This window comes from Streptomyces sp. CA-106110 (genome assembly GCF_050936285.1).
In the GTDB taxonomy this organism is placed as follows: Bacteria; Actinomycetota; Actinomycetes; order Streptomycetales; family Streptomycetaceae; genus Streptomyces.
This window is the reverse complement of sequence record NZ_JBNJNB010000001.1, coordinates 8,017,389-8,030,342: the sequence shown is the minus strand read 5'-3', so window position 1 is coordinate 8,030,342 and position 12,954 is coordinate 8,017,389. Positions and strand designations below refer to the sequence as shown.

Annotated in this window: 12 protein-coding genes, 2 tRNA genes and 2 pseudogenes; 6 read left to right on the top strand and 10 right to left on the bottom strand. The window is 69.6% G+C overall.

What is annotated here, in order from left to right; genetic code table 11:
• The first annotated feature begins 246 nt into the window (after positions 1 to 246).
• Both ACQEXA_RS36985 and ACQEXA_RS36980 read left to right on the top strand, forming a co-directional pair.
• Entirely contained in the window at positions 247 to 1,551 is a 1,305-nt protein-coding gene (locus tag ACQEXA_RS36985) for a cytochrome b/b6 domain-containing protein (protein WP_433132227.1), read from the top strand.
• The gene (locus ACQEXA_RS36980; RefSeq protein ID WP_432927572.1) at positions 1,551 to 3,167 is read left to right on the top strand and encodes an NADH-ubiquinone oxidoreductase-F iron-sulfur binding region domain-containing protein; all 1,617 of its coding nucleotides are present in this window, start codon (positions 1,551 to 1,553) and stop codon (positions 3,165 to 3,167) included. The genes ACQEXA_RS36985 and ACQEXA_RS36980 overlap by 1 nt, the downstream gene beginning before the upstream one ends.
• Positions 3,168 to 3,282: 115 nt before the next feature.
• Here the strand turns inward: ACQEXA_RS36980 and ACQEXA_RS36975 are convergent.
• The 8 genes and pseudogenes from ACQEXA_RS36975 to ACQEXA_RS36940 all read right to left on the bottom strand — a co-directional run.
• Positions 3,283 to 3,355: transfer RNA gene (locus ACQEXA_RS36975), tRNA-Ala, on the bottom strand.
• Between the two features lie 195 nt (positions 3,356 to 3,550).
• A complete protein-coding gene (locus ACQEXA_RS36970; RefSeq protein WP_016643127.1) occupies positions 3,551 to 3,784 on the bottom strand; it encodes a hypothetical protein in 234 nt (77 codons plus the stop codon).
• Between the two features lie 3 nt (positions 3,785 to 3,787).
• Positions 3,788 to 3,961: a hypothetical protein gene (locus ACQEXA_RS36965; RefSeq protein WP_359391025.1), complete on the bottom strand. Its 174-nt coding sequence runs from the start codon at positions 3,959 to 3,961 to the stop codon at positions 3,788 to 3,790.
• Positions 3,962 to 4,621: 660 nt separating this feature from the next.
• A tRNA-Ala gene (locus ACQEXA_RS36960) sits at positions 4,622 to 4,694 on the bottom strand.
• Between the two features lie 95 nt (positions 4,695 to 4,789).
• Positions 4,790 to 5,458 (bottom strand): histidine phosphatase family protein, encoded by a 669-nt coding sequence (locus ACQEXA_RS36955; RefSeq protein ID WP_432927575.1) that lies wholly within the window; start codon positions 5,456 to 5,458, stop codon positions 4,790 to 4,792.
• The gene (gene rsfS, locus ACQEXA_RS36950) at positions 5,455 to 5,913 is read right to left on the bottom strand and encodes a ribosome silencing factor (RefSeq protein ID WP_432927577.1); all 459 of its coding nucleotides are present in this window, start codon (positions 5,911 to 5,913) and stop codon (positions 5,455 to 5,457) included. Before rsfS ends, ACQEXA_RS36955 begins: the two co-directional genes overlap by 4 nt.
• Positions 5,914 to 6,058: 145 nt before the next feature.
• On the bottom strand, positions 6,059 to 6,487 hold the full coding sequence (locus ACQEXA_RS36945) for a group II intron maturase-specific domain-containing protein (protein WP_433134703.1): 429 nt from the start codon (positions 6,485 to 6,487) through the stop codon (positions 6,059 to 6,061).
• A gap of 36 nt (positions 6,488 to 6,523) precedes the next feature.
• Positions 6,524 to 6,895, bottom strand: a pseudogene (locus tag ACQEXA_RS36940) (reverse transcriptase domain-containing protein); the annotation flags it as partial.
• A 50-nt stretch (positions 6,896 to 6,945) separates the two neighbouring features.
• Between ACQEXA_RS36940 and ACQEXA_RS36935 the strand changes: the two are divergent.
• From ACQEXA_RS36935 to ACQEXA_RS36920, 4 genes and pseudogenes are all read left to right on the top strand, one after another.
• Positions 6,946 to 7,323 (top strand): hypothetical protein, encoded by a 378-nt coding sequence (locus ACQEXA_RS36935; RefSeq protein ID WP_359412606.1) that lies wholly within the window; start codon positions 6,946 to 6,948, stop codon positions 7,321 to 7,323.
• Positions 7,320 to 7,475 (top strand): annotated as a pseudogene (locus tag ACQEXA_RS36930) (DUF5372 family protein); the annotation flags it as partial. The gene ACQEXA_RS36935 and the pseudogene ACQEXA_RS36930, both read left to right, overlap by 4 nt.
• Before the next feature lie 163 nt (positions 7,476 to 7,638).
• Positions 7,639 to 7,803, top strand: coding sequence for a hypothetical protein (locus ACQEXA_RS36925; protein WP_359412609.1), 165 nt, complete (start codon positions 7,639 to 7,641; stop codon positions 7,801 to 7,803).
• Positions 7,796 to 10,015 (top strand): recombinase family protein, encoded by a 2,220-nt coding sequence (locus tag ACQEXA_RS36920; protein WP_433129891.1) that lies wholly within the window; start codon positions 7,796 to 7,798, stop codon positions 10,013 to 10,015. Before ACQEXA_RS36925 ends, ACQEXA_RS36920 begins: the two co-directional genes overlap by 8 nt.
• A 9-nt stretch (positions 10,016 to 10,024) precedes the next feature.
• On the opposite strand, the gene ACQEXA_RS36915 is transcribed toward ACQEXA_RS36920, so the two are convergent.
• Together ACQEXA_RS36915 and ACQEXA_RS36910 are read right to left on the bottom strand one after the other, a co-directional pair.
• Positions 10,025 to 10,561 carry a reverse transcriptase domain-containing protein gene (locus ACQEXA_RS36915; RefSeq protein ID WP_433132225.1) on the bottom strand — a complete coding sequence of 179 codons (537 nt, stop codon included), beginning with the start codon at positions 10,559 to 10,561 and terminating at the stop codon, positions 10,025 to 10,027.
• A gap of 541 nt (positions 10,562 to 11,102) precedes the next feature.
• Positions 11,103 to 12,944 (bottom strand): LytR C-terminal domain-containing protein, encoded by a 1,842-nt coding sequence (locus ACQEXA_RS36910; protein WP_433132223.1) that lies wholly within the window; start codon positions 12,942 to 12,944, stop codon positions 11,103 to 11,105.
• Between the last annotated feature and the right edge of the window lie 10 nt (positions 12,945 to 12,954).

Sequence of the window (12,954 nt, the reverse complement as noted above, 5' to 3'; positions counted from 1 at the left end):
GCGGACCGCAGTGAACCCAACACGGGACCCAGCCGTACTCAGTCACCGACGGTCGAGTTGTGAAGGCCACGAAAGGCTGAACAAGGTTCAAATGTTACTTCGCGTAACGACAGCTAATCGGACATCGGTACCACCCCGTTGCCCTTTGATAACAACGCAATAACTCAAACCACGTACTGCCCGGTTTGGAGCCCCTTAGAGTGCGGCAGCGGGACCGCCTTCCCGAAACTGTTCGGAGTTGCCCCCATGAACCCTCCTCGTAGTAACAGCTCGCTCCCCAAGCCGGGCCGCTCGGCCTACGGCATGGCGACGGCTGTCGTACTGCTGCTGATACCAGTGATCGTGCTTGCCGGCGGAAACGCAGTCCGTGACTTCCTCAACTTCGGAGCGGGCGTCCTCTCGCTCGTCTCGCTCAGCTGCTCGGTGATCTGGGGGCTCGTCGCCCAGGACCGGATCTTCCTCAACATCCGTCAACGGCTCGTCGCCCAGGCCGTGCACCGGACGACCGCAGTCGCCTCGATCGCGTTCCTCCTGGTGCACATCACCGTCAAACTGGCACTCGACCACACCGTGCTGATCGGCGCACTGATCCCCTTCAGCCTCGGCGTCAGCGGCTCCGCCGGACTCATCGGCCTCGGCTCCCTGGCCGGCCTGCTCATGATCTTCGTGGGGGTGACCGGCGCGTTGCGCGGTGCCTTCGCGTCCCCGGCGCCCGTCGCGGCCCGCTGGCGGGCGATGCACATGCTGGCCTACCCGTCCTGGTGCGCCGCGCTGATCCACGGCCTGTACGCGGGACGCGCGGCGAAGCCTTTCTTCACGGTGTCGTACGAGCTCTGCCTGCTCGGCGTCATGGCGGCACTGGCCCTGCGCGCGGCGCCTCGCCCGGTCAAGCGGAAGGTGGCCGACCGGATCTTCGCGATCGTCGGAACCGACGACAGGCCCGGACGCGACGGACTGGACGCCAGCCGCGCCCGCAACGCGGAGGCGGCTGCCGCCCTGGCGGGCTTCGGAGCGCGCTCAGCGGGCCGCGCCGGCGCCGACAGCGGACTGATCCCCCAGCAGCCCTCCGCGCCCCTCTACGACGCCCCTCCGGCCCGCACCATGACCCCCGAGCCCGGAAACGGCTTCGCGGCCGCCTACCGCGCCATGTCGGCCACCCCGCGCGCCCAGGGCCCGGTCACGCCCAACCCGACGCAGCGCATGAACCCGCAGACGGACATGCAGCCCACGCAGGCGATGCCGCGGATGGACGGCACCGGCAGCACCTCGGGCAGCTGGCCGATCCCCTCTCCGCCGCCCGTCGGCGAGGCGCCCCCCTCCGCGTACGACCCGCTTCAGGACACCGGGTACAACATCCCGGCCTATGGCAATTCCGGCTACAACGGGTACGGCGGGGGTGAGATGTACGACACGAGTGAGACGAACAGCCCCTACGGCACGTACAACACGAATAACACGTACAACAGCGGTCCCGCCACTGAGACGTTGCCCGGCGCCTACGACACGCCGAGTACCGGCGAACCCTGGAACGCGCCTTCCGGAGGCTTTTAGTGAACGAGGCCCTGCCCGACGTCCCAGAAGTCCGCGTGGTCGGACTTCCGCAGCTCACGTCGGGCTTCGACCTTGTCGAGCGACTCGACCTGCCCATGCACCTCAAGGTGCACGGCCCGCTCGAGCCGATGGGCGGCGAACAGCTCGCACAGCTGGCCGAGCAGACCTCCTTGAAGGGGCGTGGCGGCGCCGGCTTCCCCTTCCACAAGAAACTGCGGTCGGTCGCCGAGTCGGCGATCCGCCGCGGTATCCGGCCGGTGGTCGTCGTCAACGGCAGCGAGGACGAGCCGGCCTGCCGCAAGGACACGGTGCTGATCAACCGTGCCCCGCACTTGATCCTGGACGGTGCCCTGCTGGTCGCCGAGGCCCTCGGCGCGCGGACGCTCGTGGTCGGGGTGACGCGGGCCTCCACCGAGCGCTCGATGGAGCAGGCGCTGGCCGAGCGCGGGCTGAGCGACCGGCGCGGCGCGCCCATACGCGCGCGCGTGCAGCGCAATCCGGTGCGGATGGTCACCGGCGCCGCCGCGTCGCTGATCCGCTCCATCGACGGCGGTCCGGCCATCCCGCCGGGCCGCAAGACCAGCGCCTCGCAGAGCGGCGTCGGCGGCGCGCCCACACTGCTGTCGAACGCCGAGACGTTCGCCCAGCTGGCCATCGCCGCGCGCATCGGCGCCGAGCGCTACTGCAACACCGGTCTGTACGACGAGCCGGGCACCGTCATGCTCACCGTCTCGGGCGCGGTCAACCGCCCCATGGTGATCGAGGTGCCGACGGGTGTGCCGCTGCGGTACGTGCTCCAGCTTGCCGGTGCCCCGCCGGCCCCGCAGGGCGTCCTGACCGGCGGCTACCACGGCAAGTGGATCGACGCCGCGACGGTCAACGAGGCGATCGTCTCGCGCAACTCCCTCGACGCGGTCGGCGGCTCGCTCGGCGCCGGCGCGATCCTGCCCATCAGCCAGGAGACCTGCCCGCTGGGTGAATCCCTGCAGGTGGCCAAGTGGCTGGCCGAGGAGAGCGCGGGCCAGTGCGGGCCCTGCTACCTCGGTCTGCCCGCCGCGGCCCGCGGCATGGAGGACATCCTGAACGGCGGCGGTCCGGCCGCCCTGGAAGCCCTGAAGCAGGTCGCCAAGGCCGTGAAGAGGCGCGGTGCGTGCTCGCACCCGGACGGCTCGGCGATGTTCCTGGAATCGACCATCAAGGCCTTCACCGACGACCTGGCCGCCCATGTCCTCGGCAACGGCTGCGGCAGGCCCGTGGAGGGCGTGCTGCCGCTCTTCGAGGGCGGCAGGGCACCCACAGGCATCGCGGGCGGTGGCCAGGCCGAGCCCGAGGCGGGTGCCAGCCGGCAGAAGATCTTCGTCGACTGGACGCTGTGCCGCGGCCATGGCCTGTGCGCGGACATCCTCCCGGAGGTCTTCGAACTGGGCGCCGACGGCTTCCCCACGGTCGCCCAGGCGCCCGTGCCCCGGTACGCGGAGGCGAAGGCGCTGCGGGCCGTGCGCCGCTGCCCGGCGCTCGCGCTGCGGATCGAGGAGGACACCCGCTCCGGCGCGCCCGCGCGCAACAACCTGCCGGTGCTGTCGCAGGGCCGCGGACGCCGCGCCCTCGGCCGCTGAACCGCGGACCACGGGCCCCCCGGGCGGGGCGGCCCGTGGATCCTCGACGCCCGGAACGGGCCCCACACACGCCGAAGGCGGTCCATCCGATCGGATGGACCGCCTTCAAGTCTTGTGGAGCTAAGGAGAATTGAACTCCTGACCTCCTGCATGCCATGCAGGCGCTCTACCAACTGAGCTATAGCCCCTCGCGGCCACGCGGCGGAGCCGCATGTTGACCGTGTCGCCCGGTTTCCCCGGCGGCGACGCCAACATTACACGGTCCACCGGGTGGAACACCAAATCGTTTCCGTCCGTGCGGTTACGGGCCCACCCGCACGGATACACGGGCTGACGCCGCTCCCGGACGGCCGACGTCACCGGTCCGGGCCCGCTTCCGCCCGTCAGGCCGTGGCGAACGAATAGAAGCGTTTGAGCGTGCAGTGCTCATCCAGGAGGCGGCCGTAGATCGGCTCCCCCTCCAGTTCCCGATAGGTCTCGATCGGGTCGCCTTTTATGATCAGCGCCCGCGCGCATTCCTCGCACCAGTACTGGTAGTCCGGATTGACCGGTTCCATGTCGCGGACGATCGGCGTGCCACTGCCGCACCAGTCGCACTTCCGCCTGTGTGCACCCATCAATCAGCTCCAGCTGTGGCCGCAGGCCGTGCACACGTAGGAGACGCCGCCGTTGTCGCCGAGGACCTGTGCGACGTGGGACGAGCCGCAGGAAGGGCAGTCGAGGAGGGTGGCTGTCCGACGTGTCACCGCAACTGCGAGGAGATCGTGGACCTCCCCGCGGATGCTCGCAGGCATCGCTACTCCCTCCCGTCGGGCCGCACCCCCTTCCGGCCGTTTGATTCTGCCACGGCCGGGCCAATACGGTCAGCGACGCATTCGTACCAGTCCGGACACGGCGCCCAGCGTGGCCGTCGCGGCCATGCACACGAGGGGCGCATCCGAAGAGGTATACGCCCCGAGGGCCCCAAGTGACTCAAGCCCATTCGAGAAGAATCGGCCCGAGGGCCGCGAGCCCCGGCCGGCGGGCCGAGCCGGGTGACGCGGCTCCCGCGGGACAGCGCCGGAGCCACAGCGGGCAGTCCTCCCCGGGCCGCGCACGAGCGCCCGGTGGGCAGCGGGACGGCAGCTCCGGGGCGGGCAGATCGCGACCGGACGCCCCGTTGCAGCGACCGGCGCCAAGCACCCTCGTTCGCGCCCCATCGTGAAGTGACACTGCATCAGGAACGAGCGCATGCGGGGGCATCGCGGCCGAACCAGCCGCCGGCACGAGGCCGAAGGCGAGCAACTCCCCCGCGTTCCCGGCCAGTCCGCAGCGGGCGAAGCGGCCGCGCACATCCCGTCCCGACGATGCCGAAGCGCCAGATCGTGGTGTGAGGTGAAACACAGGGCATGAAAAAATCCCGCCCACTGGACGGGATTCTCTATCGATCTTCGATGACTCGAAGTGTCGATCCGTGGAGCTAAGGAGAATTGAACTCCTGACCTCCTGCATGCCATGCAGGCGCTCTACCAACTGAGCTATAGCCCCTTGCGTTCTTCCCGCCCGGCGGGGCGAACAAGAAGAACTTTAGCCTGTGAGCTGCCGGAAAGTGAAATCCGGGCCCCGGTGGCGGTGAGGAGGCGTCAGTCGTCGTCGCCGAGGACCGGCTCCGGCAGCGTGCCCGCGTTGTGCTCCAGAAGGCGCCAGCCGCGTACGCCTTCGCCGAGCACGGACCAGCAGCAGTTGGAGAGACCGCCGAGGCTCTCCCAGTGGCGGGCTTCGAGGCCCAGCAGCCGGCCGATGGTGGTGCGGATCGTGCCGCCGTGGCTGACCACCACGAGAGTGCCGTCCTCGGGGAGCTTCTCGGTGTGCCGCAGGACGACCGGGGCGGCGCGGTCGGCCACCTCGGTCTCCAGTTCGCCACCACCGCGGCGGACGGGCTCACCGCGCTTCCAGGCGGCGTACTCCTCGCCGTACCGGACGATGATCTCCTCGTGGGTCAGCCCCTGCCAGACGCCCGCGTAGGTCTCGCGCAGAGCCTCGTCCAGGGTGACCTCGAGGCCGGTGAGCGCTGCCAGCTCGGCGGCCGTGTGGGCGGCGCGCTTGAGGTCGGAGGCGACGATGGCGTGCGGCTTGAGGGACGCCAGCAGACGGGCGGAGCGGCGGGCCTGACCGATGCCGGTCTCGGTCAGCTCGACGTCAGTGGAGCCCTGGAAGCGGCGCTCCACGTTCCACGGCGTCTGGCCGTGCCGCCACAGAATGACCCGGCGGCCCCGGCCCTTCTCGCCGGTGCCGGCGCCCCGGGCCGTCACCGCAGCTCCCCGCCCAGATCGGCATTGAGCTCGGCGGCGTCCTCGGCGGCCTGCAGCCGGGCGTGCTCGGCGGCCTTGCCCCGGGTGGCCTTGGCGTCCGCGGGCAGCTCGAGCTCGGGGCAGTCCTTCCACAGCCGCTCCAGGGCGTAGAAGACGCGCTCCTCGCTGTGCTGGACGTGCACCACGATGTCGACGTAGTCCAGCAGCACCCAGCGGGCCTCGCGGTCGCCCTCCCGGCGCACCGGTTTGGCGCCGAGCTCCTTGTTCAGCCGCTCCTCGATCTCGTCGACGATCGACTTGACCTGGCGGTCGTTGGGCGCGGACGCGAGCAGGAACGCGTCCGTGATCGACAGCACGTCGCTGACGTCGTAGGCGATGATGTCGTGCGCGAGCTTGTCGGCGGCCGCCTGGGCGGCGGCGGTGATGAGCTCGAGAGAACGGTCCGTTGCGGTCACTACGAGGCTTTCCTTCGGCGGTCAGTGATACCTCAAGGGTCTCACGGACCGCTGACGACACCCCACGTGATTAATCGGGTAGGAGGGCCGGGTCGCCCGGCCCTCCTCCCACACCACCGGACATGCGGGTCACGCATCCGGCGGTTCATCGAGCTGATCTCAGTCGTTGCCAGGTCGGCTTGAGTGTGAGCAGACCGAGGTCGTCCCAGTAGGCGTTGGGCAGTGCCCGCTGGAGGACGGGAGAGCCCGCGATCCGCCAGTAAGCCTTGCTGCTGTTCCCCCACTGGTGGGAGAACGACTCGCTGATTCCGAGCCTGCGCAGGTTCGCCCGGCGGGTCCGGGGGATCTTCCACTCCTTCCAGCGGATCTGCCGCATCCTGCGGCGGAGCCACTCGTCCAGATCCCGGAACGGCCTGGAGGCGTCCGAGAGCTGGAAGTAGCCCATCCATCCGGTCATGAAGCGGTTGAGCATCGCGATACGTTCGTCCATCGCGATGCTCCACCGCCGCGAGGTCAGCTCCCGGATCTTCGTCTTCCAGCGCGCCAGCGCCCTCGGATCGATCCGGATCTTCACCCCGCTCCGGGTGAAGTAGAAGCCGAACCCCAGCAACGTCGCGACGGAGGCTGGGACTACCTTCGACTTCTCCCAGTTGACCTTCAGTTTCAGCCGCTGCTCGACCACGGCCGTGACCGAGTCGAGCACCCTGTGAGCGGCCCGTTCGCTCCGCACGAAGACACGCACGTCATCGGCGTAACGCACGAACCGGTGACCGCGCCTGAACAGTTCCCGGTCCAGGTCGTCGAGCATGATGTTCGACAAGACGGGCGAGAGCGGGGATCCTTGCGGGGTTCCCTCCGCGCTCGGCATCTTCACGCCGTCCACCATGATCCCGGCTTCCAGATACCTGCGGATCAGTCTCAAGACCCTGCGGTCACCGACCTTGCGCGCCACCCGCGCCATCAGGACGTCATGCTGGACGCGGTCGAACGAAGCCCGGACTTACTACCCGCATCGAGGACCTCGCGGCCGCGTTGCGCGCTGGGGCCGCGGGGTTGTACTGCGCGGTGGCGGCCGTCGAGTTGCTGATTGGCCAGGAACGGTGGCTGCGCCGCGACGACTTCATCGCGGACTTCGTCGAGATCGTCCCTGCTGCGGACGGGACGCCGATGGCGTTCGTCGACTGGTCGCGGGTGGCAGCCTGTCTGAAGCGCGGGCGGCTGGCCTGCTCCACCGGCGAGGGCCAGGTGCTGCGGCTGTGCGCGAGCCTGGTCGAGGGCGTCCCCGTTGACCTGGGCACCGTGTTGACCAGCGTGGACGCACCCACCGTGGTACTGGTGGCCCGCGCCGTGCTGCGCGCCGGCGGCTGTGCGGAGGTCGCTCTGCCCTTGCGAGACGGTGGTGCGCGGTGAGGTCCGTGCAGGTGGTCAGGGACCACCACCCGCTCAAGGGCCGCAGCCTTCAGGTACTCGGCCAGATGCACTGCCGGGGACGGCTGGAGCTGCTGCTGGTCCTGCCGGACGGGAGCAAGTCGCTCATCCCGGCCGCCTGGACTGACTTCCCTCAGGACAGGGAAGAAGCCACCGGCGCCGGAGACGATCGCATCAGGCAACTTGCCTCGTCGGTCAAGCTGTTGGAGGCGCACGGGCTGGTTTCCTCGCTTCTCGCCCGGGCGATCGCTGGGCGGGAGCAGGCTGCACGGCAGTCACCGTGCAAGGAGGACGACCGTGCAGCCTGTCCAACTCAGTCTGCTCCCCGAGCAGGTATCCCCGCCGCAGAACCAAGTGATCGGCCGACTCCCGCAGCCCCAGCTGCAAGAGGCCGTCACCCAGCTGGCCCATCTCATCGCCAAGATGACCGCCGCACGCCGAACGGAGGCTGACGATGAGTGAGCACAGTAAAGTCACCGCGTCCCATCGACAAAGAGCGGCGATCGTCTACGTGCGCCAGTCCACTCTGCTTCAGTTGGAACGCAACAGGGAGTCCACGGCCCGCCAGTACGATCTGGGCCAGCGTGCGGTGGCGCTCGGGTGGTCCCGTGCGCAGGTCAGCGTCGTCGATGAGGACCAGGGCATCTCCGGCGCCAGTGCCCTGGGGCGGTCCGGGTTCGCCGGGCTGGCCGCCCGGGTCGGCCTGGGCCAGGTCGGGATCATCCTCGCGCTCGAGGTGAGCCGGCTGGCCCGCAATAATGCGGACTGGTACCGGCTGCTCGACCTCGCGGCGATGACCGACACGCTGGTCGCCGACGCGGACGGCGTCTACCACCCGCGTCGGTTCGACGACCGCCTCGTGCTGGGCATGAAGGGGACCATGGCCGAAGCTGAGCTGCACATTCTGCGGGCCCGCCTCGACGGCGGGGTGCGCAACAAGGCCGCCCGCGGGGAACTGCGACGCGGCCTTCCCGTCGGTCTGGTCTGGGGCGAAGCCGATGGCGAGATCCTCTTCCATCCCGACGAGGCCGTGGTCGGCGTGATCCGCGCGGTCTTCGAACACTTCGCCGCCTGCGGCTCAGCGCGCGGGGTGTGGCTGTGGTTGCGCGAGCAGGGCCTGAAGTGGCCGCTGCAGCCGACCGGGTACGTCAACGGCACCGAGATCGTCTGGGTCGAGCCGACCTACCACGCGGTGCACAACACGCTCACCCACCCCGCCTACGCCGGTGCCTACGTCTACGGCCGCACCCGCTTCGAACGCCGCCTCGACACCGACGGCACCGTGCGCACCCACCGCCGCGTCCTGCCCCGCGACCAGTGGCAGGTCCTGATCGAGGACCACCACGAGGGCTTCATCACCTGGGAGGACTACCTGGCCAACCAGGAGAAAATCAGTGCAAACACCCGCCCGCGGCGTCACGAGCCCGGCACCGGCGCGGTCCGTGAGGGGTGCGCGCTGCTGCAGGGCCTGGCCGTCTGCGGCATCTGCGGGCGCAAACTCGCCGTCTTCTACCAGGGCCCTGCCAAGGCCACCCCCGGCTACTACTGCACCGGATCCGGACAGCTGGTCGACGGCCGCGGCACGCGCCACCTGCAGGTCGGCGGGCAGGCCATCGACGCCGCGGTGGCCGCCGCGTTCCTGGCCGCGCTCACCCCCGCCGCCCTGGAAGCCTGCCTCAAGGCTGCCGACCAACTCGAAGCCGACCACGACACGGCGCTTGCCCAATACCGGCGCGAGGTCGAGCGCGCCCGCTACGACGCCTTGCGCGCCGAGCGCCGCTACCGAGCCGTCGACCCGGACAACCGCCTGGTCGCCCGCGGCCTGGAGGCCGACTGGGAGAAGACGCTCACGGCCCTGGCCGCCGCCGAGGCCGAGCTCGCCCGCCGCGATCGCCGCCGGCCCACCGCCCTCACCGCGGCCGAGCGCGCCACGGTGCTCGCCCTCGCCGACGACCTCCACCCGGTCTGGACCGCCGAGACCACCACCGACAAGGACCGCAAGCAGCTGCTGCACACCCTGCTCGAGGACGTCACCCTCACCGTCCACCGCGACGACTCCGACCCGCGCGCCGAGGCAGTCATGCGCTGGAAAGGCGGCGCGATCAGCAAACTGGTGGTGCCGATCCGCCGACCGCAGCCGAAGATCCGCACCGACGAGGACACCGTCGACCTCATCCGCCGCCTGGCGGTGCACTACCCGGACGCCCAGATCGCCGGGATCCTCAACCGCCAAGGTCGGCGCACCGCCCGGGGATTGTCATACACGGCCAGTAGAGTCCAATCACTACGGCACCACTGGGGCATCCCCTGCCACACCAAGAGCGACAAGCCGCAGGAAGGAGAGCTGGTCACCGTGGCCCAGGCCGCCGACCGACTCGGTCTCGCGCCCTCCACCCTGCATCGCTGGCTGGGCGACGGCTTCATCGCCGGCGAGCAGGACACCCCCGGCGCCCCCTGGCGCATCCGCCTCACCGACGAACTCCGTGCCCTATTCGTCGAGGACGCCCCCGACGGCTGGCTCGCCATGCTCGAGGCCACCCTCGCCTACGGCGTCTCCCGCCAGACCCTGTTGCAGCGTGTCAAGCACGGCGAACTGAAGGCCGTCCACGTCCGCACCGGACGCAGAAAAGGCCTGCGTATCGAGCCCCCGACCCCTCAGAACAGCCTGTTCTGACCCCCACAATCAGCACAAGGAGCAGTGTGACGATGCGTCAAAGAACCGGTCCAGATCAAGGTCCACGACCCACCGGTGGCCGTCCTCAATCGCCCGCCGCGCGACCCTGACCGCCTGGTGGGCGGACCGGCCGGGACGGAACCCGAAGGACGACCCCGAAAACTCCGGGTCGAAAATGGGCACGAGCACTTGCGCGATGGCCTGCTGGATCAAGCGGTCCAGCACCCGCAGCACCCCCAGCATCCGCTCGCCACCGCCAGGCTTCGGGATGACCACCTGACGGACCGGCGCGGGCCGGTAGATGCCCGCATCAAGAGCGGACCGGACCTCTGACCAGTGCACCAGCAGCCACGGACGCAACTCCGCCGTGGTCATGCCGTCCACCCCCGGAGCACCCCGGTTCGCCTCGACACGTCCAAGCGCCGCGAGCAGGTTCTCCTTCGAGAGCATCAACTCCCACAAGAACAGCTCCTGTTCGCGGTGAACGTCTTCCATGGAGTGCGCCGACCGGCCACTGCGCGCCGCCGTGGGCTCTGCCGGATGCACCGGCTCCTCCCCCTGCGGCCCTGCGGAAGCAGGTTTACTGCGGTCCACGTGACCGGCACGAGCAACCACCACATCACCCGTTCCACTCGATGTTCGGCCCTTCCCAGCCCGCCGCCCCGCGACTCATCCCGGCTGGTACTACGACCTCTGCTGACTTCTGCCCGGTCAGACAGCACCTTCCGGCGCTGCCCGTCGGCGCGGCGACGTCTTCAGCACAACCGACACCCGGACAGATCTCCCCAGGTAAGAACGATCACTGTCCCTGGATCCCCGCCGCGTTTACGCACTGGCCTTCTTGGCAGTGACGGGCTTCACCTTCTCGTGCAGGCTCACCCGACCAGCACGCCTCATACGCGGTTCGTGTTCCTCGGTACCCAGGTCTCGCCTCGGGCTTCCTCCAGACCCCATCTCACGATGACGCCCTTGCCTCCGGCTCGGGGTTAGCACCACCTCTTCCCCCAAGGGACTTCCACCCCCAAGCAATCGCCCATGCTGGGCACACACGGAGCACACCCCCGGCCCTCCGGGGGTGTGGCCCGCGTCACGAGGACGGCTTGTAGTCCTGGCCGAGGACGACCGAGACGTCGGCGCTGCCGGCGATCTTGCCCTTCTTGACGGAGCTGGTCGGCAGACCCAGCGTCTTGGCGACCTCGATCGCGTTCGCCTTGTCGCCGTCGTCGGCGTAGATGATCTGGGAGGCGACCTGGGCGGTGCCGGTGCCGGCGTCGAGGAAGGTGTAACCGCCGTTGACGAGGACGACCCGCGCCCGCTCGGCCGACGACTTGGAACCGGTGGCGTTCTTGATGCCGACCCGGACGGCGTCCCCGGCCTGGGGGCTCTTCACGGTGCCGCCGAGCAGGGTCTTCACCACGGTGTCGGTGGCCTTCTCGCCGATCGAGCCGTCGGACTGGACCGGGAGCAGTTCGGTCTTGTAGTCGCCGTCCTTGGCGTGCTCGGCGAGTTTGGCGAGGAAGGTGCCGAGGTCCTTGTCGTTCAGGGACGGGTCGAGGATCTGGGCGAGCGTCTGCACGGTGATCGTCGCGGCCTGCGGGTCCGAGGACAGCTTGCGCAGCACGCCCTGCATGACCTGGCCGAACCGTGCCAGCTGGGCGTCCTGGGACTCGCCCGGACCGCGGTACGTGGCGTAGGCGACGGCCATCTTGCCGCTGAGGGTCTGGTCCTCCCCCTTGTGCACGAGGGGGGCGCCGCCCTTCTTCTTGGCATCGGGGTCGGGGACGTCCGTGTCGGTGGTGACCTCGATGTTGCCGACGAGCTCGACGAGGTTGTTCAGGTACGGGGTGTCCAGGCGCCAGGTGCCCTCGATCTTGGTGCCCAGGACCGAGTCGATGGCGTCGCCGGTGCCGGAGGAGCCGTCGTCGGCGACCGACTTGGCGAGGGTGGTCGTGCTCCCGTCGTCCGAGGTCAGCGCAAGGGAGTTGGGCAGCAGGACGGTGGCGCCCTGCTTGATGGTGGTGTTGTTGACGAGCAGCGCGGTTGAGGTGCCGCCGCCCTTGGTGTTGTGCAGATGGACGACGATGACGTCCCGGTTCTGGGCGCCGGCGGCCGGCGTCGTGCTGCCGGACTTGTGGTCCGAGGAGGTACCGGGCAGCTTGCCCGCGTACCAGAGGTAGCCGACGCCGCCGACGGCCACCAGGGCGAGGACCACGACGAGGCCGACGATCCGGCTGCGCGCCCGGCGCCTGGCCTCCTCGCGGCGCTCCGTGCGGTTCTCGGTGAACTGCAGCCAGTCGATGACGTCTTCGGAGTTGCCGTCCGGCTCCTCGACGAAGGCGAACTGCTCGGTGTGGTAGTCACGGTCACCGCGCTGCTCCATCCGAGGCGGGGTGTCCCCTCGGCCGTCCGGGCCGCCGCTGAAACCGGCGGGGCCGTCCGTGTGCCCGGATCCACGCTCGGCCGGACCCGTCTGCTGCGGGATGTAGGCGGTCTGTTCCGTGACACGCGGCTGCTGCCCGCTCGCGGCGGTCTGCCCGTAGGGGTCGTAGCCGGGGGCGGTGTTCCCGTACGGGGCATAGGGGTCGTACGAGGGGGCGGACGGCTGCCTGCCGGTTTGCTGCGGCGGCACAGGTCGCTGCCTGCCGGTTTGCTGCGGCGGCACCTGCTGCTGCCGGCCCGTTTGCTGCGGCGGCACCTGCTGCTGCCGGCCCGTTTGGTACGGCTCCTGGGCCTGCTGCTGCGAACCGGTCCCGTACGGGTCGTAGGTGTAGCCCCGGGGCTGCCGGGGCTGCTGCTGCGTGCCGTAGGGGTCGTATCCCTGCTGGGTCCGCTGGGCAGGGATCTGCTGGTACACAGGCTGCCCGAACTCGTCGTAGCCGACGAGTTCATACTGGTCGCCGCCCGCGTACCCGTCGTATCGGTCGTTCACCGGTGCCCCT

Bases quoted from the DNA above. Each gene is read 5' to 3' on its own strand.
- ACQEXA_RS36970 (WP_016643127.1), bottom strand. From the start codon at position 3,784: ATGGGTGCACACAGGCGGAAGTGCGACTGGTGCGGCAGTGGCACGCCG.
- ACQEXA_RS36985 (WP_433132227.1), top strand. From the start codon at position 247: ATGAACCCTCCTCGTAGTAACAGCTCGCTCCCCAAGCCGGGCCGCTCG.
- ACQEXA_RS36965 (WP_359391025.1), bottom strand. From the start codon at position 3,961: ATGCCTGCGAGCATCCGCGGGGAGGTCCACGATCTCCTCGCAGTTGCG.
- ACQEXA_RS36920 (WP_433129891.1), top strand. From the start codon at position 7,796: ATGAGTGAGCACAGTAAAGTCACCGCGTCCCATCGACAAAGAGCGGCG.